Here is a 25,152-nt window from a genome sequence, read left to right as displayed (position 1 = left end):
ATTTCCTGCAGTAGCCCTCGATATCGCCATAAATCCTTCGCCCTGGCGTTGCCGGGGGCGCGAAGTACATGAGGAAATCGATGAAGGCAGTCATTCTGGCGGGTGGGCTCGGCACGCGGATCAGCGAAGAGTCGCATCTGAAGCCCAAACCGATGATCGAAATCGGTGGCAAGCCAATTCTTTGGCACATCATGAAGCAGTATTCGGCGCACGGTATCCACGACTTCGTGATCTGCCTGGGCTACAAGGGCTACGCGATCAAGGATTTCTTCGCCAACTACTTCCTGCACACCTCCGACGTCACCTTCGACATGCGCGCCAACCGCATGGATGTCCATCAGAACTACAGCGAGCCATGGCGCGTGACACTGGTCGACACCGGCGAGGAGACCATGACCGGCGGCCGGCTGCGCCGCGCGGCCCGTTACCTGGAAGGTGAAAAGGCGTTCTGCTTCACCTACGGCGACGGGGTTTCCGACATCGACATCGGTGCGCTGGTCGACTTCCACCATGCCCACGGCCGGTTCGCCACGGTCACTGCCGTGCAGCCGCCGGGGCGTTATGGCGCCCTGCAGCGCGACGGTGACCAGGTGCTGGGCTTTACCGAAAAACCACGCGGCGATGGCGGCTGGATCAACGGCGGGTTCTTCGTGCTGTCCCCTGAGGTGCTGCCCTATATCGACGGCGACGCCACCTCTTGGGAAGCCGAGCCGCTGTCGCGGTTGGCCAGCGAGGGGCAGTTGCATGCCTTCACCCATGAAGGTTTCTGGCATCCGATGGACACCCTGCGCGACAAGAATCACCTCGAACAGCTGTGGAGCAGCGGGGAGGCACCATGGAAGCAATGGGCCTGAGCCCTGCGTTCTGGGCGGGCAAGCGCGTCCTGGTCACGGGCCACACCGGTTTCAAGGGCAGCTGGCTGGTGCTCTGGCTGCAGAGCCTGGGTGCCAAGGTGACCGGCTTCGCCCTGGATCCGGCGACCGAGCCAAGCCTGTTCGAACTGGCCCGGGTCGGCGAGGGCATCGATGACCGCCGTGGCGACGTACGTGATCTGGGCGTGTTGCTGGAATTGATCGCCGAGGTGCAACCGGAAATCGTCCTGCACCTGGCGGCCCAGCCGCTGGTCCGGGAAGGCTACCGGGACCCGCTGGGGACCTACTCCACCAATGTCATGGGCACCCTCAACCTGCTGGAGGCGATCCGCCAGGTCGGGGGTGTGCGTGCCTGCGTGGTGGTCACCACCGACAAGGTCTACGCCAACCAGGAATGGGCCTGGCCCTATCGCGAGAACGAAGCGTTGGGCGGGCACGACCCCTATAGCAGCAGCAAGGCCTGCTGCGAGCTGCTGGCCCAGTCCTACGCGGCTTCGTTCTTTCCACTCGATAAGCATGCCGAGCACGGCCTGAGCCTGGCCACCGCCCGCGCCGGCAATGTGCTGGGCGGCGGCGACTTCTCCCCTGAGCGGCTGATCCCCGATGTGCTCAAGGCGTGGTCCGCCGGGGAGCCGGTGACGCTGCGCCTGCCCCAGGCGGTACGCCCCTGGCAGCACGCCCTGGAGCCGCTGGCGGGCTACCTCGCGCTGGCGGCTGGCCTGTATCAGCAAGGCCCGCGCTTTGCCGGCGCGTGGAATTTCGGCCCCGGTGACGACGACATGTGCAGTGTCGGCGAGGTCGTCCAGTTGCTCGCCGGGCAATGGCCGCAGGCGCCGGGGGTGGAACTGCAGAAAAGCGAGATGCACGAAGCCGGGCTGCTGCGCCTGGACAGCTCGCGCGCACGCCAGCTGCTTGGCTGGCGCCCGCGCTGGACACTCGGCGAATGCCTGGAGCAAACCCTGAACTGGCACCTGGCCTGGCGCAAGGGCATGGACATGCGCGCGGTCTGCCTGACCCAGCTGAGCCTTTATCAGGAGTCGCTGTGAGTCAGTACAGCTTGCATGCCTTGCCGCTGTCGGGCCTTGCCCGCATCGAGCACCGCCGCGCTGAAGACGCCCGTGGCGCCTTCTCGCGGTTGTATTGCGAAGACAGCCTGGAGCGCTTCGGCGCGCCGTTCCACATCCGCCAGATCAACCGTTCGCTGACCCGCCAGCGAGGCAGCGTGCGTGGCCTGCACTACCAGGCCGGACCGCAGCCGGAGAGCAAGTACATCACCTGCCTGCGCGGTGAGGTATGGGACGTGGTAGTCGACCTGCGCGCCGGTTCGCCGACGTTCCTGCACTGGCACGCCGAGCATCTGCAGGCCGGCGACGCGAGCAGCCTGCTGGTGCCGGCAGGCTTCGCCCACGGCTTCCAGGCCCTGAGCGACGATGCCGAGCTGCTGTACCTGCACAGCGCCGACTATGCCCCCGAGCATGAGGGCGGGCTGTCGGTGTTCGACCCGCGCCTGGCGATCGCCTGGCCGTTGCCCGTGATCAACCTGTCGGCCCGGGATGAGCTGCATCCTTGGCTGGACGACTGCTTTACCGGAGTGACCGTATGAATTGCCGTGGTTGTGGCAGCGCCTTGCACCTGCCGTTGATCGACCTGGGAACCTCGCCGCCTTCGAACGCCTACCTGCGTCCCGAGCAACTGGCCGAGGCTGAACAGTGGGTGCCGCTGAAGGTGGCGGTGTGCGAACAGTGCTGGCTGGTGCAGACCGAAGACTACACGCGCGCCGAGCAGCTGTTCGACGCCGATTATGCTTATTTCAGCTCCTACTCCAGTTCCTGGCTGGCGCATGCCGAAACCTACGTGGCGGGCATGGTCGAGCGCTTCGCACTGGGCCAGGATAGCCGCGTGGTCGAGATCGCGGCCAATGACGGTTATCTGCTGCAGTACGTGGCGGCACGTGGCATTCCGTGCCTGGGCGTCGAGCCGACCCGCAGCACGGCTGCGGCGGCGCGGGCCAAGGGCCTGGAGATCCGTGAAGTGTTCTTCGGCCGCGAGGTGGCCGCGCAGCTGGCCGCCGAAGGCTGGAGCGCCGACCTGATGGCGGCCAACAACGTGCTCGCCCATGTGCCGGACATCAACGATTTCCTCGGGGGCTTCGCGACCTTGCTCAAGCCAGCCGGGGTCGCCACCTTCGAATTTCCCCACCTGCTGTCGCTGATTGCCGAGCACCAGTTCGACACCCTGTACCACGAGCATTACTCCTACCTGTCCCTGACCGCAGTGCAGGGCCTTTGCCAGCGCAATGGCCTGGAGATTTTCGACGTGCAGGAACTGCCCACCCATGGCGGTTCGCTGCGGGTATTCGTGCAGCGCGCCGACGGCCAGCGCCGGACTGCGGAAGCGGCCGTCGCCAGCCTGCTGGCCCTGGAAGAGGATGTGGGCGTGCGCAGCGCCGGGTTCTATTCGAGCCTGGCGCCGGCCGCCGAGCGCATAAAGCTGCAGCTGTTGCGATTCCTGCTCGATGCCAAGGCCGCGGGCAAACGCGTGGTCGGCTATGGGGCGGCCGCCAAGGGTAACACCTTGCTCAACTACGCCGGTGTCAAGGCTGACCTGCTGGCTTGGGTGGCCGATGCCAACCCGCACAAACAGGGCAAGTTCCTGCCGGGCAGCCGTATACCCGTGGTGGCGCCGGCGCGCCTGGCCGAAGAGCAGCCGGACTATGTGCTGGTGCTGCCGTGGAACCTGCTGCGCGAGGTCAGCGAGCAGCAGGCCGGCATTCGCGAGTGGGGCGGCAAGTTCGTGATCGCCGTGCCTGAGCTGACCGTGCTATGACCGGTCTGCATGTGCTGGTGACAGGCGCCACCGGGTTCGTTGGCCGCCACCTGGTTGCCGAACTGCTGGCCCGTGGCTGCCGGGTGCGCGCCATGGCCCGCGACGTGCAGCGCGCACGCAGCATGCCGTGGTTCGACCAGGTGCAGTTCGTCGCCGGCGACCTGCACCTGGCCGATGCCGAGCAAGTGGGGGGCTGGGTCGAGGGCATCGATGCCCTTGCCCACCTGGCCTGGCCAGGGTTGCCCAACTATCAGGCGCTGTTCCATCTGGAGCAGAACCTGATGGCCGACTACCGCTTCATCAAGTACGCGGTCGAGGCGGGTGTGCGCCAGGTGCTGGTCACCGGCACCTGCTTCGAGTACGGCATGCAGAATGGCCCGCTGGACGAGCAGTGCCCGGCGCGCCCGAGCAATCCCTACGGGCTGGCCAAGCACAGCCTGCATCAGTTCCTCCAGGCGTTGCAGTTGCACATGCCGTTTGTCCTGCAATGGGCGCGGCTGTTCTACCTGCATGGCCAGGGGCAGAACCCCAGCAGCCTGCTGGCCGCCCTCGACCGCGCCATCGACAGCGGTGCGACGGCCTTCGACATGTCTGCCGGCGAGCAGCTGCGCGATTTCCAACCCGTCACCGAGGCCGCGCGGCAGCTGGCCGGGCTGCTGCACTGCCGGGCATTCTCCGGCGTGGTCAACTGTGCCAGCGGCCAGCCGCTGGCGGTGCGCAGCCTGGTCGAGCAGCGCCTGCGCGAGCGCGGCGCCAAGCTGGCGCTCAACCTCGGCCATTACCCCTATCCAAGCCACGAGCCGATGGCATTCTGGGCCGTGACCGAGCGCCTCACGCAACTGCTGGCCGCCCAAGGAGAACCTGATGGCCTATGAACTGTATCGTGCGGTCGGCTTGCCCGTGCTGCAGAATCGTACCTTCGCCGATGCCGCCAGCGCGCAGGCATCCGCCAGCGGCGACCTGTGCCTGGTTCAGGACGAGCGTACCGGTCTGGTCTACAACCAGGCCTTCGACGCGTCCCTGCTCAGCTACGACAGCGACTACCAGAACGAACAGGCCCTGTCGCCGGCGTTCCAGCGTCACCTGGACGCGGTGGAGCGCCTGGTGGCCCGGCACTTCGCCGGCCAGCGCCTGATCGAGGTGGGGTGTGGCAAGGGCTACTTTCTCGAACTGCTGCGCCAGCGTGGCCACCAGGTGACCGGCATCGACCCGGCTTACGAGGGCGATAACCCGGACGTGATCAAGGCGCCGTTCACCCGCGCCCTGGGGCTTGCCGCCGATGCGGTGGTGCTGCGTCACGTACTGGAGCATATCGCCGACCCGCTGGCCTTCCTCGGCGCTATCGCCGACGCCAACCAGGGCGGCCTGATCTACATCGAAGTGCCATGCCTGGATTGGATACTCGAGCACCGTGCCTGGTTCGACCTGTTCTACGAGCACGTCAACTACTTCCGCCTGGACGACCTGCGCCGCTGCTTCGGCAAGGTGCTCGAATCCGGGCACCTGTTCAACGGCCAGTACCTGTACATCGTCGCTGACCTGGCCAGCCTGCGCGAGCCGGCCTTCGATGGCCAGCGCCTGCAACTGCCGTCTGGCTTCAGCGCCAGTCTCGAACGTGGCCAGGCCCTGGTGCGCGAACACGCCGGGCGCGGCGCGGCGATCTGGGGCGCCTCGTCCAAAGGGGTGATCTATTCGCTGTACCTGCAGCGCGCTGGCGTACAGGTCGACCATGTGATCGATATCAACCCGGCCAAGCAAGGCCGCTATCTGCCGCTGAGCGGCCTGCGCGTGTCCTCGCCTGAGGAAGCGCTGGCCAGCCTGCCCGATGGTGCGCAGGTGTTCGTGATGAATTCCAACTACCTGGACGAGATCCGCCGTGACACCGGCAACCGTTTCGTCTACCACGCGGTCGATGACGCCGCGTTCCAATGACCTTTGCAGAGACCGCCTCCATGACTGACACCAACGTCCACCAGGCCTTCGTCGCCGAGTGCAACGAGCAGATCGCCGCCCAGGGCCAGGACCAGAAGCTCCAGGGCCTGGCACGCGACCTGTTCAACGAATCGGCCAAGCACAAGTACAGCTACCACTTCTCGTGGATGGGCCGGCCGATCATCCAGCTGCCGCAGGACATGGTCGCCATGCAGGAACTGGTGTGGCGGATCAAGCCGGACCTGATCATCGAGTGCGGCATCGCCCACGGCGGTTCGATCATCTACTACGCCTCGCTGCTGCAGCTGCTGGGCCATGGCGAGGTGCTCGGCATCGACGTCGACATCCGTCCGCACAACCGCAAGGCCATCGAGGAGCACCCGATGGCGCACCGCATCAGCATGCTCGAAGGGTCGAGCATCGCGCCGGACATGATCGCCAAGGTGCGCCAGTTGGCCGAAGGCAAGAAGGTCATCGTCGTGCTCGACTCCAACCATACCCACCAGCACGTGCTCGACGAGCTGCGGGCCTATGCGCCGCTGGTATCGGTGGACAGCTATTGCGTGGTGATGGATACCGTGGTCGAGGACATGCCGGCCGACTTCTTCCCGGACCGCCCCTGGGGCCATGGCGACAACCCCAAGACTGCCGTGTGGCAATACCTGAAAGAGAACAGCGACTTCGAGATCGACCGCCAGGTGCAGGACAAGCTGTTGCTGACCGTCGCGCCGGACGGCTATCTGCGCCGCGTGCGCTGATTCTTCCTCAAGGTCCCCAGGAACACCCTTATGCAGCTTGAAAAGAACACGCCCATCGACAGCGGCCTGCGCGAGCGCTTCACGCTGGTGTTGATCACCCATAACCGCCCGGCGTTCCTGCGCCGGACCTTGCATTACTACCGCGACTTCCCGGCGAGCATCCTGGTGCTCGACTCGTCGAACCAGGCCGATGCCACGCTGCAGGCGGACTACCCGCAGGTGGATTACCGCCACCTGCCGCAGTACACCTATCGCGGCCTGCAGGAGAAGCTCAGCTATGGCGTGAACGAAGTGCGCACGCCGTTCATGACCTTTGCCGCGGACGACGATTTCCTGTTGTTCGATGCCATGGCGCAGTCGGTGGAGTTTCTGACGCAGAATCCGGACTACGGCGTCTGCCATGGTTACGGCATGATGTACGTGGCGCACGGTACCGAGGTGCATTTCTATCGTCGGGACAAGCGTGTGCAGGAGGATTATTGCAGCGACGATCCGGCTCAGCGCCTGGTCGAGTTCATGGGCCAGTTCCTGCCACCGTTCTACGCGGTCACCCGTACCGACCTGCTGCAGCAGTGGTATGCGCTGTTGCCGCCGGGCACCAGCTTCGAATGGCAGGAGATTGGCCACACCTTCTATCTGCTGGCCAACGCCAAGGCGCGCATCCTGCCGATCCCCTACGCGGTGCGGGAGGCCAACCTGGGCGGCTCGGACCACAACACCAATGTGCTCACCGTGCTGGCCAACCGCGATGAGCGCAGTTGCCAGGAGCGCGAGCAGTTTGCCGAATTCCTCGCCTCGGTTCCCAGTGCGCTCGGCGCGCTGGGCGTCGAACAGGCCAAGCAGGTGGCCCTGGCCGGCTTCCAGGCCATGAGCGAAGGCCTGCTCAGTGGCCGGGCCCTGCACGGTTGCATGATCGTCACCTCGCGCTGGAATGTGCCGACCCCTGAGCCGCAGCGGATCTTCGGCAAGCAGCAGTTCGTCGAGATGCCGTTCTACAACCAGCCGATGTTCGACCTGCTGGCAGAGCTGGAATTTCTTATCCATGCCATGCCGTGCGGGCGCCTGCAGCTGCGTGAGCTGGAGGCCATTCTGGTGCGCCAGCAGGCGCTGCTGCAGGTCAACGACAACGACAACGACCGCACGCTGCGCGCACGGCTCTGGCAGGCGCTGGCGCTGAGCCCGTTCAACCGGGTGGTGGTGCAGCGTCTGCTGGCCTCGCTCGAGGCCGCCGGTGACGAGGCCGAGGCCGCGCCCTTGCGCCCTTGGCTGGCGCGTCTGGAGGCCCTGCCGAGCTACGACAGCCAGGCGTTGCTCGATGCGCTGCCGTCCGGCCAGCTGCTGACCTGGCTGGCGGCACGTGCGCCGGATGGCGTTCAACTGAACCTGGCCAGGCAACGCCTGGCCGCCGCCAACGGCGGGCCGAGCTTCGGCATCGTGCTGCTCGATCTGGATGCGCAGATGGACAAGCTGCAGGCTACTTTCGACAGCCTGATGGCCGGGCCATGCCGTCATTTCAAGGTCGTGGTGCTGACCAGCGGCGACCTGCCGATGGCCACCCATGCGGGGCAGACCGTGCATTTCGTCAAGGCCGACGGCAAGGACTACGTGCGCATCATCAACCAGGCGGTTGCCGAGCTGGGCAGCGACTGGGTCATCCTCGCCGAGGCCGGCGATCGCTTTACCGCCAGCGGGCTGCTGCGAGCCAGCCTGGAGCTGCTGGAGGTCGAGGGTATTCGTGCGGTGGCCATGGATGAGGTGCAAGTACAGGCCGATGGCCGCCTGCGCGAAGTGCTGCGCCCGGGTACCAGCCTCGACCTGTTGCAGAGCGTGCCAGGGGCGATGGCGCGGCACTGGCTGCTGCGTCGTGATCTGGTGCTGGCCGCCGGCGGGTTCGACAGCCAGTATCCGTTGGCACTGGAGTTCGACCTGCTGCTGCGCCTGATCGGCGATGAGGGCCTGGCCGGCCTGGCGCACCTTGCCGAACCGCTGCTGATCTGCGCCGCGCCAAGCGCCGACAGCCAGGACCAGGAGCGCGCGGTGCTGACCCGGCGCCTGGCCGAGCGCGGCTATACCGCCACCGTCGGCTCGGTGCATCCGGGCACTCACCAGATCGACTACCGTCATCCTGAACGGCCCGTGGTGTCGGTGCTGTTGCACTGCCAGGACAATGCCGATGAGCTGCAGCGCTGCCTGGTCAGCGTCCTGCAGCGCACCCGTTACCAGAACCACGAAATCGTCATCGCCGACAACGCCAGCCAGTCGCCACCGCTGCGCGAGTGGCTGGCCAGCCTGGCGGCCGCTGGCAGCCGCGTGCGGGTGGTCCGCAGCGAACAGCCGCTGGCACCTGTGGCCATGCTCAACCTCGCCAGCCGTGAGGCCCGGGGCGAGTACCTGGTCCTGCTCGACAGCGCGGCCGAGGTGCTCAACGCCAATTGGCTGGAAGGCCTGCTCAACCAGGCTCAGCGCCCCGAGGTCGGGGTGGTCGGCGGCAAGCTGCTGGGGGCCGATGGCAAGGTGGTCGAGGCCGGGCTGGTGCTGGCGGGACAGGCGGGCATCCGCCCGGCGTTCCAGGGTGCGGCCAAGGATGCGCCGGGTTACTTGCAACGCCTGCAGGTGGAGCACAACGTGGCGGCGGTCTCCGGCTGCCTGATGGTGCGCACGCAGGTGCTGCACGCTCTGGGTGGCCTGGATGAGCAACTGGCCACCCTCCGCGCCGCGCAGGTGGACCTGTGCCTGCAGGTTGCCGGGGCGGGTCTGCTGGTCGTCTGGACCCCGCAGGCTCAGGTGGTGCGCCATGGTGACGTGGAGCAACTGGCGGCCCCGGCGCATGCGCAGGATCCGTTCTACAACGCCGCCCACAGCCGCTGCGCGGCATTGTTCACCCTGGATCCGCACAGCCGGGTGGAGTGGCAGGCGCTGTGCAGCTGAACGCTGCCTGCTGAGCGATGAACGCCATGGGCGCCCCCGCGCCCATGGCGTTTTCGTTTGCGTCAGCCAGGCGCTTTGCCCATTCGACAAAAAGAGCGTGACTTGAGAGTCAGAACGCGCATCTTCACTGTATATTGTCGAAACCGGGAACCGCCGCGTCGCCCCCGGACAAACCGCCAAGGATCGGATCAACCGTATCGCTTGGCGTTTTGCCGTTCGGCCCAGGCGGGTATTTCGCTGTTACTGAATTGGGAAGCCATATGATTGGCATTAAAAGCATCGCCAGTTACGTGCCGGTTGAAGGCGTGGACAACTACGCCCAAGGCGCGAAATTCGGCAAGGACCAGGATTTCATCTTTGGCAAGATCGGTTCGACCTTCTTGCCACGCAAGGAAGCCGCGCAGGAAACCTCCGACCTCTGCGTAGAGGCCGTGAACAACCTGTTCGCCGCCAATCCGTCGCTGGACCCGGCAAGCATCGATGCGGTGATCGTGGTCACCCAGAACGGGGATGCCGAAGGGCTGCCGCACACTGCGGCAATCGTCCAGCACAAGCTCGGCCTGTCGACGGCCGTCGCCGCTTTCGATATCTCCCTGGGTTGCTCGGGCTACGTGTATGGCTTGTATGCCATGAAAGGCTTCATGGAAGCCGCTGGCCTGAAGAACGGCTTGCTGATCACTGCCGACCCCTATTCGAAGATCGTCGACCCCGAAGACCGCAACACCACCATGCTGTTCGGTGATGCCGCCACCGCCACCTGGATGGGCGAGGGCGCAGCCTGGCAACTGGGCAAGTCGCTGTTCGGCAGCGACGGTGGTGGTGCCGAGCATCTGCGTACCACCGATGGCAAGTTCTTCATGAATGGTCGCCAGGTCTACAACTTCGCCCTGGTCAAGGTACCGGCGCACCTGCAGCAACTGCTCGAAGCCAGCGAGCTGCAGGCCGGCGACATCGACCTGTACTGCCTGCATCAGGGCAGCGCGGCGATCGTCGATGCGGTGTCGGCGCGCTTCATCGAAGGCGAGCACAAGCAGAAGTTCGTCAAGGACATGGTCGAGACCGGCAATACCGTGTCGTCGAGCATTCCGCTGCTGCTGGAAAAGCACGTGCTCGGCTCCCAGCACAAGCGCGTGGCCCTGAGCGGTTTCGGCGTCGGTCTGTCCTGGGGCTCGGCAATCATCGAGCGCCGCGATTGAGCGAACAGTGCTGAAGCAGGCGCCGCCGTTTCCAGGCGGCGTTTTCTTTTCTGCGTGGCTGCCGCCAGTGCCTGCATTCTGGCGTCAAGACCTTGATTTCATTGAGCTGGCAGGATGCCAGCAAATTTTTTCGAAAATCCGCTAAAGAAACCCGCCCTGACGAAGATAACTATTACGAAGGTTCTCTGTGCCACACCCGGCGAATTGCCAAGGCCGGAAGCCGTAGTACCCAATCCAACGAGGAATTCGTCATGGCTTTGACCGTTAACACCAACACCACCTCTCTGGGCGTTCAGAAAAACCTGAACCGTGCTTCCGATGCTCTGAGCACCTCGATGACCCGTCTGTCTTCCGGCCTGAAAATCAACAGCGCCAAAGACGACGCCGCCGGCCTGCAGATCGCTACCCGTATGACCTCGCAGATCCGCGGTCAGACCATGGCAATCAAGAACGCCAACGATGGTATCTCGGTTGCCCAGACCGCTGAAGGCGCGATGCAAGAGCAGACCAACATCCTGCAGCGTATGCGTGAACTGGCCGTCCAGTCGCGTAACGACACCAACAGCAAGGACGACCGCGACGCTCTGAACAAAGAGTTCGCCCAGATGTCCGACGAACTGAGCCGTATCGCCAAGTCCACCCAGTTGAACGGCAAGAACCTGCTGGACGGCAGCGCTGGCGTACTGACCTTCCAGGTCGGTTCCAACTCCGGTGCCAACAACCAGATCAGCATCCGTCTGGACAGCGGTTTCGATGCCCAGACCCTGAGCGTCGACTCGGCCGCCATCGCCATCACCGGTTCGACCAGCGCCGAAGCTGAAGCCAGCATGAACGCTGCGCTGGACGCGATCGACAAGGCTCTGCAGACCATCAACACCACTCGTGCCGACCTGGGTGCTTCGCAGAACCGTCTGACCTCTACCGTCAACAACCTGCAGAACATCAACGAGAACGCCGAAGCCGCTCGTAGCCGTGTTCAGGACACCGACTTCGCTGCTGAAACTGCTCAGCTGACCAAGCAGCAGACCCTGCAGCAAGCTTCGACTTCGGTTCTGGCCCAGGCCAACCAGCTGCCTTCCGCTGTACTGAAGCTGCTTCAGTAATCGCTGATGGCGACCGGCGGGGGAGTGCACGTTGAGGCGCTTCCCCGCCTTTTCATTGCGAGGTGGTAAGTCATGGACATGAGCGTCAAGCTGAACCTGTCCTACCCGACTGCTCGTCCGGCCGAACCGGCCGCCGACAAGCCGGTTGCGCGCACGGCTGAAGCGCCGCGTGGCAGTGGTATGCTGGAGGACAAGGCAGTCACGGCTGCCGAGCAGGCACACGATGCCGAAAAGGTGAAAAACGCCGTTTCGGAAATCGAGAAGTTTCTCAGTTCGACCCGACGCAACCTGGAGTTCTCCACTGATGAGGAATCCGGCAAGATCGTGGTCAAAGTCATCGCCAGCGAGACTGGAGAGCTGATTCGCCAGTTGCCCTCGGAAGAGGCCCTGCGAATCGCCCACAGCCTGAGCGATGTAAACAGTCTTTTGTTCGACGCCAAAGCCTGACCGGCGGCGAATGCCGGAAGGCGAGATTCATGTCAGTCTTGCAGGAGCAGGGCTGACGCTTCGAAAAGAGGGATAACGTTATGGCGAGCACACTCGTTTCCAGTATCGGCCAAGGTACTGGTCTGAACATCACTGACATGGTCACTGCATTGGTCACCGCCGATACTGCCGCCAAAAAGGCGCAGATCACCCGGCAGACCAGCAACAACTCGGCCATGATTTCGGGTGTGGGCTCGCTGCGCAGTGCCCTCACCGCGTACCAGGACGCGATGAAGAAGCTCAACGACCCGAAAGCGCCGTCGTTCAATGCTTATGCAGCGAAGTCGGCCAACGAGTCGGTGGTCAAGGTAACCGCAGGCAACACGGCAGTCGCCGGCAGCTACGACATCATGGTCAACAAGTTGGCCACTGGCTCCAAGGTGGCCAGCCAGTCGTTCGCCGGGGGCTCGACCTCGGCCATCAGCGCCGGCCAGCTCAGTGTCAGCCAGGGTGGCAACACCTGGAAGCTCGACATTGCCAGTGGTGCGACCCTGGAAAGCGTGCGCGACCAGATCAACAAGGAGCTTGGCGTCCAGGGTATCTCGGCCAACATCGTCAACGGCGAAGGTGGTGCGCGCCTGGTGCTGAGCTCGACCACCACCGGTGCTGGCTCCGACCTGTCGCTCACCGGGATCCCCGAGCTGGAGATCGATGGCACCCAGCAGATGACCGCTGCCGGTGGCGCGGGCTACATCACTGGCCTGGCTCAGGATGCCGAGCTGACCATCGACGGGCTGAAGGTGACCAGTGCCAAGAACACCGTCGACAGCGCCATCAGCGGCATGACCCTGGAACTCACCGGTACCACGCCGGTTGGCAGCACCACCGGGACCAGCGTCACGGTGTCGGCGGACAACGATGGTTTGCAGAAGTCGATCCAGTCGTTCGTCGATGCTTACAATACCTTGCAGAAGGCGATCACTTCGCTGACCTCGACTTCCAAAGATGACAACGACAACCTGGTGCTCGGCCCGCTGACCAACGACCCTACCACCCGTTCGTTGGTCAACGATATCCGCAAGGTGCTCTCGGAAGTGGGGGCGGGCAGCCAACTGACCACCCTGAGTCAGCTGGGCATCAACACCACCAAGGATGGCACCCTGGAGTTCAACTCGACCAAGTTCACGGCCGCGATGAGCGACAAGAAGCTGGGTTCGGAAGTGCAGGAGCTGTTCACTGGCACCAACGGCATCTTCGATCGCATGAACAAGGCCATCGATCCCTACAACTCCAGCGATGGCAGCCTTGCCACGCGCAAGGCCAGCCTGGACAAGGTCGCCAAGAACCTGGCTGACCAGCAGCTGGCATTGGACCGTCGCACCGAGTCGCTGACCGAGTCGCTGACCAAGAAGTTCGTGGCAATGGACACTGCGGTGGCCAAGCTCAATGCCCAGGCCAATCAGATCAAGTCGGTGTTCGATGCGCTGAACGCCCAGGCGAAGAACTCCTGATCGGCATCGCGACGCGAAATCACGAGCAAAGCGACAAAAGCCCGGCAGCGCCAGCAAGCGCGCCGGGCTTTTCGTTTTGCCGCTAAAGTTTTTTGACGTCTCGGCGATACACAGGGTACAAGCAACCTTTTTCGCAGCAACGAGGTAGATCCATGAACCCGATGTTGGCCCTTCGGCAATACCAGAAAGTCAACGGCGTGGCCCAGACATCCGAAGCCAGTCCTCACCGCCTGGTGCAGATGCTCATGCAGGGCGGGCTGGACCGCATGGCACAGGCCAAGGGTGCGATTGCGCGCAACGATATCGCCCAGAAAGGCATCCTGATCGGCAAGGCCATCGACATCATCGGCGGCCTGCGCGAGGGCCTGGATCTGGAAAACCACGCCGACAGCCTGGCCGAACTGGACAGCCTGTACACCTACATGAGCCGCCGCCTGATCGAAGCCAACGCCAAGAGTGACCCGGCCATCATCGATGAAGTGGCGCGCCTGCTGATTACCGTCAAGGAAGGTTGGGACGCCATCGGCGAGCAGTCGTCGGCTTCCTGAGCCAGGAGGAGGGTGCCATGAGCGATGTAATCGCCCGAATCGAACAGACCCGCCGGTTGTTGCTGACGGCGCTGGAGAAGCGCGACTGGGATGCAGTGGGTGAACTGGATCTCGACTGCCGCTTGCGCATCAACGATGTGCTGGGCGAGGCGCACGGCCAGGAAGCCGACGTTCGCGACAGTCTTGAGCAATTGTTGGCCGTTTACCGGCAACTGATTGAAGTTGCAAGTGGGGAGCGTCAATCAATAGTCGACGAGATGACACAAATCCGTCAGGCGAAAAATGCCGCTAAGGTATACCATCTGTTCAGCTGACCACAGATGTGCAAAAAGCCGGGCGCCATTAATTTGACTGCATCGGCTTTTTTGACTTTACTAGTGGCTGTTTTCGAATTCCAGACGTCCGAACACTGACCATTCAGTCGGAGATGTCGAGCATGCCCTGAAAAGGGCGCCGATATGACTAGGGAAGTTGCTATTGCATGTGGCGTGAAACCAAGATTCTCCTGATCGATGACGACAGTGCACGCCGCCGCGATCTGGCGGTGGTCCTGAACTTTCTCGGCGAAGAAAACCTCCCTTGCTCCAGCCAGGACTGGCAGCAAGTCGTAGGGAGTCTGTCTTCGAGTCGTGAAGTGCTCTGCGTGCTGATCGGTACCGTCAATGCCCCGGGCAGTGTCCTTGGGTTGCTTAAGACAGTGGCTGGGTGGGATGAGTTCCTTCCGGTTTTGCTGATTGGTGAAATTTCTTCTGTGGAGTTCCCGGAAGAGCTGCGCCGTCGGGTCCTGTCCAACCTCGAAATGCCGCCGAGCTACAGCCAGTTGCTCGATTCGCTGCACCGTGCCCAGGTCTATCGCGAGATGTACGACCAGGCCCGGGAGCGCGGTCGTCAGCGCGAGCCCAACCTGTTCCGCAGCCTGGTTGGCACCAGCCGTGCCATCCAGCACGTGCGGCAGATGATGCAGCAGGTGGCCGATACCGACGCCAGCGTGTTGATCCTTGGCGAGTCCGGCACTGGCAAGGAGGTGGTCGCGCGCAACCTGCACTACCACTCCAAGCGCCGCGAAGCGCCGTTCGTGCCGGTCAACTGCGGGGCGATCCCTGCCGAATTGCTGGAAAGCGAACTGTTCGGCCATGAGAAGGGCGCCTTTACCGGCGCGATCACCAGCCGTGCCGGGCGCTTCGAGCTGGCCAATGGCGGTACGCTGTTCCTCGACGAGATCGGCGACATGCCGTTGCCGATGCAGGTCAAGCTGCTGCGTGTGCTGCAGGAGCGTACCTTCGAGCGCGTGGGCAGCAACAAGACCCAGAGCATCGACGTGCGCATCATTGCGGCGACCCACAAGAACCTGGAAACCATGATCGAGGGTGGGACGTTCCGCGAAGACCTGTATTACCGCCTCAATGTGTTCCCGATCGAGATGGCGCCACTGCGCGAGCGTGTGGAAGACATCCCGTTGCTGATGAACGAGCTGATCTCGCGCATGGAGCACGAGAAGCGCGGTTCGATCCGCTTCAACTCCGCCTCGATCATGTCGCTATGCCGGCATGGCTGGCCGGGCAACGTGCGGGAGCTGGCCAACCTGGTCGAGCGCATGGCGATCATGCATCCGTATGGGGTGATCGGGGTGTCGGAGCTGCCGAAGAAGTTCCGTTACATCGATGACGAGGACGAGCAGCTGGTCGACAGCCTGCGCAGCGACCTCGAAGAGCGCGTGGCGATCAATGGCCATGCGCCGAACTTCAGCAATCATGCGATGTTGCCGCCGGAGGGCCTGGACCTGAAGGACTACCTCGGTAGCCTCGAGCAGGGCCTGATCCAGCAGGCGCTGGACGATGCCAACGGTATCGTTGCGCGGGCGGCTGAACGTTTGCGCATTCGCCGGACCACCCTGGTCGAGAAGATGCGCAAATACGGCATGAGCCGCCAGGGCGGCGAGGATCAGGCGGAAGACTGATTGCGCTTGGGGTGCAGGGCTTGAGGTTGATGTTGAGGCGTAGATCGAGCGCCGCCCGCGCGGCGCATCGCGGATAAATCCGCTCCTACATCTGTTTCGGGCCAGTCACTCCTGTGAAGCCAACAGGGACCGCCTTGTTGGCATGGCGATGCATCTCAGGGGGCGCTGATGCCGCTCCACCTGTCTCAAGTCATGTGCCAAGGCTGATCCTGTTGGCGGCACAGGACAGACTGGCCCGAAACAGATGTGGGAGCGGGCTTGCCCGCGATGCGCCGCGCGGGCGGCGCTCGATCTACGCCTCGCCACAGGGCTAAAGCCATCCACTCTCAGCCAATCCCCCATCCCCGGCACGGCTATTGCTACACCGCTGGCAACACACCGTTTTTATGACGGTCAGCCACGCGAGAGAGCACGATGCCCCAGGCCGCCCACTTTTCCCGAGTCCCTGATCCGCAGGGGCGTACCCCGGTCGAACAGGAGAGTCGACAGGGGCTGGACCAGGCATTCGCCCTGTTCGATCAGGTGTCCACCCAGCTCAACCAGTCCTACAGCATGCTCGAAGCCCGCGTCAGCGAGCTCAAGGGCGAGCTGGCGGTGGTCGGCCAGCAGCGCATGGCCGAACTGAACGAGAAGGAGCGCCTGGCCAACCGCCTGCAGAACCTGCTCGACCTGCTGCCGGGCGGGGTGATCGTGATCGACGACCAGGGCCTGGTGCGAGAAGCCAACCCGGCAGCCTGTCAATTGCTCGGCGAGCCCCTGGTCGGCCAGCTGTGGCGCCAGGTGATTGCCCGCAGCTTCGCCCCGCGCAAGGATGATGGCCATGAGGTCTCGCTGCGTGATGGTCGGCGCCTGTCCATTGCCACGCGCTCGCTGGACGCTGAGCCCGGCCAGCTGGTGTTGCTCAACGACCTGACTGAAACCCGTCGCCTGCAGGATCAGCTGGCGCGCCATGAGCGCCTGTCGTCGCTGGGGCGCATGGTCGCCTCGCTGGCGCATCAGATCCGTACGCCGTTGTCGGCGGCCATGCTCTATGCCAGCCATCTGGCCGACAGCGAGCGTGAACTTGCGCCAGAAACCCGCCAGCGCTTCGCCGGCAGCCTCAAGGAGCGCTTGCACGAACTGGAGCACCAGGTACGCGACATGCTGGTGTTTGCCCGCGGCGAGCTGCCATTGAGTGATCGGTTGACCCCGAAGGGCCTGTTCCAGGCCCTGCAGCAAGCTGCCCAGGCCCATGTGCAAGGCCACGCGGTGCGCTGGCAGTGTGACTGCCATCTGGGTGAGTTGCTGTGCAATCGCGACACCCTGGTGGGCGCCTTGCTCAACCTGATCGAGAACGCTTTGCAGGCCAGCGACAGCCCGGCGCGGCTCAAGGTGCACCTGTTCCGTCGTCAGCACACCTTGCATCTGACCGTCAGCGATGCCGGCAGCGGTATCGATGCGCAGCTGCTGGGGCGCCTGGGTGAACCGTTCCTGACCACCAAGGCCACCGGTACCGGGCTCGGCTTGGCGGTGGTCAAGGCCGTGGTGCGTGCGCACCAGGGCACGCTTGCGCTGCGTTCGAAAGTCGGGCGTGGCACCTGTGTAAAGGTGGAGCTGCCGTTGATAAGCGGGCAGGCAGCGGAGGTCGTGTGATGGCAATCAAGGTGCTGCTGGTCGAGGACGACCGCGTGTTGCGCCAGGCGCTGGGCGATACCCTGGAAATCGGCGGGTTTGCCTTCGATGCGGTCGGCAGCGCCGAAGAGGCGCTGGAAGCGGTGGCGGGCGAGGCTTACAGCCTGGTGGTCAGCGACGTGAACATGCCGGGCATGGACGGCCATCAGTTGCTGGCCCAGCTGCGACGGCAGCAGCCACAGTTGCCTGTGCTGTTGATGACCGCCCACGCGGCCGTCGAGCGCGCGGTGCAGGCCATGCGTGAGGGGGCTGCGGATTACCTGGTCAAGCCGTTCGAGCCCAAGGCGTTGCTGAGCCTGGTCGAGCGGCATGCCGCCGGGCGCCTGATTGCAGCCGACAGCGAGGGGCCGGTGGCGTGCGAGGCCGCCAGCCGGCAGCTGCTGGAGCTGGCAGCGCGTGTGGCCCGCAGCGACTCGACTGTGCTCATTTCCGGCGAATCGGGCACCGGCAAGGAAGTATTGGCGCGCTACATCCATCAGCAGTCGCCGCGGGCGGCGCAGCCATTCGTTGCGATCAACTGCGCGGCGATCCCGGACAACATGCTCGAGGCCACGCTGTTCGGCCACGAGAAGGGCGCCTTCACCGGGGCCATCGCTGCCCAGGCCGGCAAGTTCGAGCAGGCCGAGGGCGGCACCTTGCTGCTCGACGAGATCTCCGAAATGCCCCTTGGCCTCCAGGCCAAGTTGTTGCGGGTGCTGCAGGAGCGCGAGGTGGAGCGGGTCGGTGGGCGCAAGCCGATCGCCCTGGACATCCGCGTGCTGGCTACCAGCAACCGCGACATGGCGGGCGAAGTGGCGGCGGGGCGCTTCCGCGAAGACCTGTATTACCGCCTTTCGGTGTTCCCGCTGGCCTGGCAGCCACTGCGCGAGCGTGCTGGCGATATCCTGCCGCTGGCCGAGCGCTTGCTCGCTCGCCACGTGGCGAAGATGAAGCATGCGCCGGTGCGGCTGTCGGCCGGGGCGCGTGCCTGTCTGCAGGCGCATGCCTGGCCGGGCAACGTGCGCGAGCTGGACAATGCTGTGCAGCGGGCGTTGATCCTGCAGCAGGGCGGGGTGATCGAGGCGGCAGATTTTTGTCTGGCAGGCGCCATTCCATTGTCGGCTGCAGGGGTGACCGCAGTTTCGCCATCGCCTGCACAGGTGACGCAGGACTCCGGTGGCCTGGGTGACGACATGCGTCGTCATGAATTTCAGATGATCATCGACACCCTGCGCGCCGAGCGGGGGCGGCGCAAGGAAGCTGCCGAAAAACTGGGCATCAGCCCGCGTACCTTGCGCTACAAGCTGGCGCAGATGCGTGATGCCGGGCTCGATGTGGAAGCCAGCCTGTTCGGCTGAAACAGTCATTTATAGGTTTGCGGGGCGGGCTGGCACATGAGTTGCTAGTTCAGCGCTATCCGCCGCATGAGTGTCAAAAAAATGCGGCCGCCGGAGAGAGAAGGTCATGAGCCAAGGTGTTGAATTCAATCGTCTGATGTTGGACATGCGGGCCATGCAGGCCGATGCCATGTCGTTGCCCAAAGCCACTGTCGCCCCCGAACTGGCGCCTGGCCAAAGCAGCTTTGCCGACATGCTTGGCCAGGCCATCGGCAAGGTCAACCAGACCCAGCAGGCGTCGACCCAGCTCGCCAATGCCTTCGAGATCGGCAAGAGCGGCGTCGACCTGACCGACGTGATGATTGCCTCGCAGAAAGCCAGTGTATCCATGCAGGCATTGACCCAGGTACGCAACAAGCTGGTCCAGGCGTACCAGGACATCATGCAGATGCCGGTTTGAGGGCGGAAGTAAGTCATGGCTGAAGCAGTCGTCGAAAACGCCCCCGCCAAGAGCGGTGCGCCAGGTTCCAAGCCACCGTTCCTGAACATGGCGTTCCTGGAGAATATCTCGCAGATGCCCATGCTGCGTCAGGTCGGCCTGCTGGTCGGCTTGGCAGCCAGCGTGGCGATCGGCTTCGCCGTGGTGCTGTGGTCGCAACAACCGGATTACCGGCCGCTGTACGGCAGCCTGGCTGGCATGGACACCAAGCAGGTCATGGACACCCTGGCCTCGGCAGACATCCCCTATCACGTCGAGCCCAACTCCGGTGCTCTGCTGGTCAAGGCCGACGACCTCTCCCGTGCGCGCCTGAAGCTGGCGGCTGCCGGCGTGGCGCCGAGCGATGGCACTGTCGGTTTCGAACTGCTCGACAAGGAGCAGGGGCTGGGCACCAGCCAGTTCATGGAAACCACCCGTTATCGCCGCAGCCTGGAAGGTGAACTGGCGCGAACCGTTTCCAGCCTGAACAACGTCAAGGCCGCCCGCGTGCACCTGGCGATCCCGAAAAGCTCGGTATTCGTGCGTGACGAGCGCAAGCCCAGTGCCTCGGTACTGGTCGAACTGTACCCGGGCCGTTCGCTGGAAGCGGGCCAGGTCATGGCTATCGTCAACCTGGTCGCCACCAGTGTGCCCGAGCTGGACAAGTCGCAAGTGACCGTCGTCGACCAGCGCGGCAACCTGCTCTCCGAGCAGTTGCAGGACACCGCGCTGACCATGGCCGGCAAGCAGTTCGACTACAGCCGCCGCATGGAAGGCATGCTGACCCAGCGTGTGCACAACATCCTGCAGCCGGTGCTGGGCAATGACCGTTACAAGGCCGAGGTCTCCGCCGACCTGGACTTCAGTGCGGTCGAGTCGACCTCCGAACAGTTCAACCCGGACCAGCCGGCGCTGCGCAGCGAACAGGCAGTCAATGAACAGCGCGCCAGCAGCCAAGGCCCGCAGGGCGTGCCGGGCGCGCTGAGCAACCAGCCGCCAGGGCCGGCGTCGGCGCCGCAAACCACCGGGGGGGCCGCCGGGGCGGCCGCTGCCATCCAGCCTGGCCAGCCGCTGGTGGATGCCAACGGTCAACAGATCATGGACCCGGCCACCGGCCAGCCGATGCTGGCGCCGTACCCGTCGGACAAGCGTGAGCAGACCACCAAGAACTTCGAGCTGGACCGTTCGATCAGCCACACCCGTCAGCAGCAGGGTCGCCTGACCCGCCTGTCGGTGGCGGTGGTGGTCGACGACCAGGTCAAGGTCGATGCCAATGGCGAAACCACGCGTGCGCCTTGGGGGGCCGAAGACCTGGCGCGCTTCACGCGCCTGGTGCAGGACGCGGTGGGCTTCGATGCCAGCCGTGGCGACAGTGTGACCGTGATCAACGTGCCGTTCGCCGCCGACCGTGGCGAAGAGATCGCCGATATCGCGTTCTACCAGCAGCCGTGGTTCTGGGACATCGTCAAGCAGGTGCTGGGCGTGCTGTTCATCCTGGTGCTGGTGTTCGGCGTGCTGCGTCCGGTGCTCAACAACATCACCGGTGGCGGCAAGCAGGCTGCTGCGGACAGCGACATGGAACTGGGCGGGATGATCGGTCTGGATGGCGAACTGGCCAACGACCGTGTCAGCCTCGGTGGCCCGTCAAGCATTCTGTTGCCGAGCCCGACCGAGGGTTACGAAGCACAGCTCAACGCAATCAAGGGCCTGGTGGCCGAAGACCCGGGCCGTGTAGCCCAGGTCGTCAAAGAGTGGATCAACGCCGATGAGTGACAATCGAGCCATTACCGCCAAGCTGAGCCGTGTCGACAAGGCAGCCATCCTGCTGCTGTCGCTCGGTGAGACCGATGCAGCACAAGTGCTGCGACACATGGGCCCGAAGGAAGTGCAGCGGGTCGGTGTGGCGATGGCGCAGATGGGCACCGTGCACCGCGAGCAGGTCGAGCAGGTGATGAGCGAGTTCGTCGAGATCGTCGGCGACCAGACCAGCCTGGGCGTCGGCTCTGACGCCTATATCCGCAAGATGCTCAACCAGGCCCTGGGCGAGGACAAGGCCAACGGCCTGGTCGACCGCATCCTGCTCGGTGGCAACACCAGCGGCCTGGACAGCCTCAAGTGGATGGAGCCACGTGCCGTGGCCGATGTGATCCGCTACGAGCACCCGCAGATCCAGGCCATCGTGGTCGCCTACCTCGACCCCGACCAGGCCGGTGAAGTGCTGAGCAACTTCGACCACAAGGTGCGCCTGGACATCGTCCTGCGCGTGTCGTCGCTCAATACCGTGCAGCCGGCGGCGCTCAAGGAGCTGAACCAGATCCTCGAGAAGCAGTTCTCGGGCAACTCCAACGCTGCGCGCACCACCCTGGGTGGCATCAAGCGCGCCGCCGACATCATGAACTTCCTCGATAGTTCGGTGGAAGGTGCGCTGATGGACGCGATCCGCGAGATCGACAGCGACCTGTCGGAGCAGATCGAAGACCTGATGTTCGTCTTCAACAACCTGGCCGACGTCGACGACCGTGGCATCCAGGCACTGCTGCGCGAGGTCTCTTCCGACGTGCTGGTGGTGTCGCTCAAGGGCGCCGACGAGCGGGTCAAGGACAAGATCTTCAAGAACATGTCCAAGCGTGCCTCCGAGCTGCTGCGCGACGACCTCGAGGCCAAGGGCCCGGTGCGCGTGAGCGACGTGGAAACGGCGCAGAAGGAAATCCTCACCATCGCCCGCCGCATGGCCGAGGCCGGCGAGATCGTACTCGGCGGCAAGGGTGCCGAGGAAATGATTTAAGGTCAGCGAGTTCTCCCGGCCGACGCTGCCCTCTGTGGGAGCGGGTTTGCCCGCGAAGGCGTCAGCCTGGGAGAGTCCGGTTGCCGCTGCCGACGCATTCGCGGGTAAACCCGCTCCCACAGGGATCGCGTTGGCTGAACAGGGTTTTGAGAACAGCACAGCATGCCCAGCAGAGAATCCCACCCCAGCGACCTGATCCGCGCCCGCGACCTCGAGGGGTTCGATGTCTGGGCGTTGCCCAGCTTCGACCCGGAGCCTGAGTCGGAACCCGAGCCAGAGCCGGAAGTCATCGAGGAAGAAGTCGAGGAAGTACCGCTGGAAGAAGTCCAGCCCCTGACCCTCGAAGAACTCGAAGCGATCCGCCAGGAGGCCTACAACGAAGGCTTCGCCACCGGCGAGCGCGAGGGCTTCCACAGCACCCAGCTGAAAGTGCGCCAGGAGGCCGAGGAAGCGCTTGCCGTCAAGCTGGCCAGCCTGGAGCAGCTGATGGGGCATTTGCTGGAGCCGATCGCCGAGCAGGACACGCAGATCGAACGCAGCCTGGTGCATCTGGTTGCGCATATGGCGCGGCAGGTCATCGGCCGTGAACTGCGCAGCGACTCCAGCCAGATCACCCAGGTGCTGCGTGAGGCGCTGAAGCTGCTGCCGATGGGCGCCGACAACATTCGCATCCACCTCAACCCGCAGGACTTCGAGCAGGTCAAGGCGTTGCGCGAACGCCATGAGGAGCGCTGGAAGCTGCTCGAAGACGAGGCCCTGCTGCCGGGCGGCTGCCGCATCGAGACCTTGCACAGCCGCATCGACGCGACCATGGAGACGCGCATCGAGAAAGCCGTGGCGCAACTGTTCGACCAGCTGCACGACCAGGCCCTGCACCCGGCGACACCAGACCTGTCGATCGAACTGGACGCCCGCGATGCGCCTTGACCGCACCAGCTTCGGCAAGCGCCTGGGTGGCTACGCCGAGGCGATCGGGCTGCCGGTGCAGCCGGTGGTCGAAGGCCGCCTGTTGCGCATGGTCGGCCTGACCCTCGAAGCCGAAGGGCTGCGCGCTGCGGTGGGCGGGCGTTGCCTGGTGATCAACGACGACAGCTACCACCCGGTGCAGGTCGAAGCCGAGGTGATGGGCTTTGCCGGCAACAAGGTATTCCTGATGCCGGTGGGCAGCATTGCCGGCATCGCACCGGGTGCCCGCGTGGTGCCGCTGGACGACAGCGGCCGCCTGCCCATGGGCATGAGCATGCTCGGCCGGGTGCTCGATGGTGCCGGCCGCGCCCTCGATGGCAAGGGCGGCATGCGCGCCGAGGACTGGGTGCCGATGGACGGCCCGGTCATCAACCCCCTCAACCGTGACCCGATCAGCAAGCCGCTGGACGTGGGCATTCGCAGCATCAACGGCTTGCTCACCGTCGGTCGTGGCCAGCGCCTGGGCCTGTTCGCCGGTACCGGCGTGGGTAAATCGGTGTTGCTGGGCATGATGACCCGCTTCACCGAGGCGGACATCATCGTGGTCGGGCTGATTGGCGAGCGGGGGCGCGAGGTCAAGGAATTCATCGAGCACATCCTCGGCGAGGAAGGGCTCAAGCGCTCGGTGGTGGTGGCATCGCCTGCTGACGATGCGCCACTGATGCGTTTGCGTGCCGCCATGTACTGCACACGCATTGCCGAGTACTTCCGCGACAAGGGCAAGAACGTCCTGCTGCTGATGGACTCGCTGACCCGTTTCGCCCAGGCCCAGCGCGAAATTGCCCTGGCCATCGGCGAACCGCCGGCCACCCGTGGCTACCCGCCGTCGGTGTTCGCCAAGCTGCCCAAGCTGGTCGAGCGCGCGGGTAACGGCGAGCCCGGTGGCGGCTCGATCACGGCGTTCTACACCGTGCTGTCCGAGGGTGACGACCAGCAGGATCCGATCGCCGACTCGGCGCGGGGTGTGCTCGACGGCCACTTCGTGCTGTCCCGGCGCCTGGCCGAGGAAGGCCATTATCCGGCCATCGACATCGAGGCCTCGATCAGCCGGGTCATGCCGCAGGTGGTCGATGCCGACCACCTGCGCCAGGCCCAGAAATTCAAGCAGCTGTGGTCGCGCCTGTCGCAAAGCCGTGACCTGATCAATGTGGGCGCCTACGTCGCCGGTGGCGATCCGGAAACCGACCTGGCCATTGCCTTGCAGCCCAAGCTGGTGGATTTCCTGCGCCAGGGCCTGGACGAGAATGTCGGCATGGGCCAGAGCCGCGACGAGCTGGGGGCGATCTTCACGCCCCCGGCCAAGGGCTGATAGCCCATGAGCCAGCCCGGTCGCGCAGCGCGCCTGGCCCCGGTGGTCGACATGGCCGAAGAGGCTGAGCGCAAGGCTGCCCAGCGGGTGGGGCACTTCCAGCAGCTGGTGGTCCAGGCCCAGGCCAAGCTGGCCGAGCTGGAATCGTTCCGCGAGGGGTATCAGGCGCAGTGGATCAATCGTGGCGGGCAGGGCGTGAATGGCAGCTGGCTGCTCAACTATCAGCGCTTCCTGGCCCAGCTGGAAACGGCCATGACCCAGCAGCGGCAGAGCCTGGCCTGGCATGAGAACAACCTGAAGAATGCCCGTGGCGCCTGGCAGCAAGCCTATGCCCGGGTGGAAGGGCTGCGCAAGCTGGTGCAGCGCTACATGGACGAGGCACGGCGGGCCGAAGACAAGCGTGAGCAGCGCTTGCTGGACGAGTTGTCGCAGCGCTTGCCGCGGCAAGGCCATCTATAGCCTGCACTGGCCTTTTCGCGGCTTTACCCGCGAAGAGGCCAGTGCAGGCTTACCTTGATAGTCCAGCCCCGGGCTGCTAAACCTTGAAGAGTTGCATTCGCCATCATCGAA

23 protein-coding genes are annotated in these 25,152 nt (G+C 64.4%); all 23 read left to right on the top strand.

Going from position 1 to position 25,152, the window contains the following annotated elements; translation table 11 throughout:
• The first annotated feature begins 80 nt into the window (after positions 1-80).
• The 23 genes from rfbF (at position 81) to fliJ (ending at position 25,041) form a co-directional block, all read left to right on the top strand.
• Positions 81-854 carry a glucose-1-phosphate cytidylyltransferase gene (rfbF, locus tag L6D64_RS01295; protein ID WP_176508764.1) on the top strand — a complete coding sequence of 258 codons (774 nt, stop codon included), beginning with the start codon at positions 81-83 and terminating at the stop codon, positions 852-854.
• Positions 836-1,918 (top strand): CDP-glucose 4,6-dehydratase, encoded by a 1,083-nt coding sequence (rfbG, locus tag L6D64_RS01290; protein WP_176508765.1) that lies wholly within the window; start codon positions 836-838, stop codon positions 1,916-1,918. Before rfbF ends, rfbG begins: the two co-directional genes overlap by 19 nt.
• Positions 1,915-2,475, top strand: coding sequence for a dTDP-4-dehydrorhamnose 3,5-epimerase family protein (locus L6D64_RS01285; protein ID WP_176508766.1), 561 nt, complete (start codon positions 1,915-1,917; stop codon positions 2,473-2,475). Before rfbG ends, L6D64_RS01285 begins: the two co-directional genes overlap by 4 nt.
• Positions 2,472-3,698 carry a class I SAM-dependent methyltransferase gene (locus L6D64_RS01280; RefSeq protein ID WP_176508767.1) on the top strand — a complete coding sequence of 409 codons (1,227 nt, stop codon included), beginning with the start codon at positions 2,472-2,474 and terminating at the stop codon, positions 3,696-3,698. The genes L6D64_RS01285 and L6D64_RS01280 overlap by 4 nt, the downstream gene beginning before the upstream one ends.
• Positions 3,695-4,573 carry an NAD-dependent epimerase/dehydratase family protein gene (locus tag L6D64_RS01275; RefSeq protein WP_176508768.1) on the top strand — a complete coding sequence of 293 codons (879 nt, stop codon included), beginning with the start codon at positions 3,695-3,697 and terminating at the stop codon, positions 4,571-4,573. Before L6D64_RS01280 ends, L6D64_RS01275 begins: the two co-directional genes overlap by 4 nt.
• Positions 4,563-5,630 carry a class I SAM-dependent methyltransferase gene (locus tag L6D64_RS01270; RefSeq protein WP_176508769.1) on the top strand — a complete coding sequence of 356 codons (1,068 nt, stop codon included), beginning with the start codon at positions 4,563-4,565 and terminating at the stop codon, positions 5,628-5,630. Before L6D64_RS01275 ends, L6D64_RS01270 begins: the two co-directional genes overlap by 11 nt.
• A gap of 20 nt (positions 5,631-5,650) precedes the next feature.
• Positions 5,651-6,388: a cephalosporin hydroxylase family protein gene (locus L6D64_RS01265; RefSeq protein WP_176508770.1), complete on the top strand. Its 738-nt coding sequence runs from the start codon at positions 5,651-5,653 to the stop codon at positions 6,386-6,388.
• A gap of 30 nt (positions 6,389-6,418) precedes the next feature.
• Positions 6,419-9,316, top strand: coding sequence for a TIGR00180 family glycosyltransferase (locus tag L6D64_RS01260; RefSeq protein ID WP_176508771.1), 2,898 nt, complete (start codon positions 6,419-6,421; stop codon positions 9,314-9,316).
• A 260-nt stretch (positions 9,317-9,576) separates the two neighbouring features.
• Positions 9,577-10,512, top strand: coding sequence for a ketoacyl-ACP synthase III (locus tag L6D64_RS01255; protein WP_176508772.1), 936 nt, complete (start codon positions 9,577-9,579; stop codon positions 10,510-10,512).
• A 251-nt stretch (positions 10,513-10,763) separates the two neighbouring features.
• Positions 10,764-11,615 carry a flagellin domain-containing protein gene (locus L6D64_RS01250; protein WP_054886307.1) on the top strand — a complete coding sequence of 284 codons (852 nt, stop codon included), beginning with the start codon at positions 10,764-10,766 and terminating at the stop codon, positions 11,613-11,615.
• A 72-nt stretch (positions 11,616-11,687) separates the two neighbouring features.
• The gene (locus tag L6D64_RS01245; RefSeq protein ID WP_054886306.1) at positions 11,688-12,062 is read left to right on the top strand and encodes a flagellar protein FlaG; all 375 of its coding nucleotides are present in this window, start codon (positions 11,688-11,690) and stop codon (positions 12,060-12,062) included.
• 80 nt (positions 12,063-12,142) lie between these two features.
• On the top strand, positions 12,143-13,552 hold the full coding sequence (fliD, locus tag L6D64_RS01240) for a flagellar filament capping protein FliD (RefSeq protein WP_176508773.1): 1,410 nt from the start codon (positions 12,143-12,145) through the stop codon (positions 13,550-13,552).
• Between the two features lie 152 nt (positions 13,553-13,704).
• Complete coding sequence (gene fliS / locus L6D64_RS01235) at positions 13,705-14,100, top strand: flagellar export chaperone FliS (protein ID WP_054886304.1); 396 nt, start codon at positions 13,705-13,707, stop codon at positions 14,098-14,100.
• A 17-nt stretch (positions 14,101-14,117) separates the two neighbouring features.
• Entirely contained in the window at positions 14,118-14,414 is a 297-nt protein-coding gene (locus L6D64_RS01230; protein WP_099814208.1) for a flagellar protein FliT, read from the top strand.
• A 167-nt stretch (positions 14,415-14,581) separates the two neighbouring features.
• Entirely contained in the window at positions 14,582-16,057 is a 1,476-nt protein-coding gene (fleQ, locus tag L6D64_RS01225; RefSeq protein ID WP_099814207.1) for a transcriptional regulator FleQ, read from the top strand.
• Positions 16,058-16,471: 414 nt separating this feature from the next.
• Complete coding sequence (locus tag L6D64_RS01220; protein WP_176510396.1) at positions 16,472-17,689, top strand: sensor histidine kinase; 1,218 nt, start codon at positions 16,472-16,474, stop codon at positions 17,687-17,689.
• On the top strand, positions 17,689-19,065 hold the full coding sequence (locus tag L6D64_RS01215; RefSeq protein WP_176510397.1) for a sigma-54-dependent transcriptional regulator: 1,377 nt from the start codon (positions 17,689-17,691) through the stop codon (positions 19,063-19,065). Before L6D64_RS01220 ends, L6D64_RS01215 begins: the two co-directional genes overlap by 1 nt.
• A 106-nt stretch (positions 19,066-19,171) precedes the next feature.
• Complete coding sequence (fliE, locus tag L6D64_RS01210; protein ID WP_176506615.1) at positions 19,172-19,504, top strand: flagellar hook-basal body complex protein FliE; 333 nt, start codon at positions 19,172-19,174, stop codon at positions 19,502-19,504.
• Between the two features lie 15 nt (positions 19,505-19,519).
• Complete coding sequence (gene fliF / locus L6D64_RS01205) at positions 19,520-21,295, top strand: flagellar basal-body MS-ring/collar protein FliF (RefSeq protein ID WP_176506614.1); 1,776 nt, start codon at positions 19,520-19,522, stop codon at positions 21,293-21,295.
• Positions 21,288-22,307, top strand: coding sequence for a flagellar motor switch protein FliG (gene fliG / locus L6D64_RS01200; RefSeq protein WP_054887156.1), 1,020 nt, complete (start codon positions 21,288-21,290; stop codon positions 22,305-22,307). Before fliF ends, fliG begins: the two co-directional genes overlap by 8 nt.
• Before the next feature lie 162 nt (positions 22,308-22,469).
• A complete protein-coding gene (gene fliH / locus L6D64_RS01195; RefSeq protein WP_176506613.1) occupies positions 22,470-23,234 on the top strand; it encodes a flagellar assembly protein FliH in 765 nt (254 codons plus the stop codon).
• Positions 23,224-24,582 carry a flagellar protein export ATPase FliI gene (gene fliI / locus L6D64_RS01190; RefSeq protein ID WP_176506612.1) on the top strand — a complete coding sequence of 453 codons (1,359 nt, stop codon included), beginning with the start codon at positions 23,224-23,226 and terminating at the stop codon, positions 24,580-24,582. Before fliH ends, fliI begins: the two co-directional genes overlap by 11 nt.
• 6 nt (positions 24,583-24,588) lie before the next feature.
• Complete coding sequence (fliJ, locus tag L6D64_RS01185; protein WP_176506611.1) at positions 24,589-25,041, top strand: flagellar export protein FliJ; 453 nt, start codon at positions 24,589-24,591, stop codon at positions 25,039-25,041.
• Positions 25,042-25,152 lie beyond the last annotated feature (111 nt).

Origin of the sequence: Pseudomonas urethralis (assembly GCF_021602465.1) — a bacterium.
Classification (GTDB): Bacteria; Pseudomonadota; Gammaproteobacteria; order Pseudomonadales; family Pseudomonadaceae; genus Aquipseudomonas; species Aquipseudomonas vlassakiae.
This window is presented reverse-complemented; position numbering and strand designations above follow the sequence as displayed.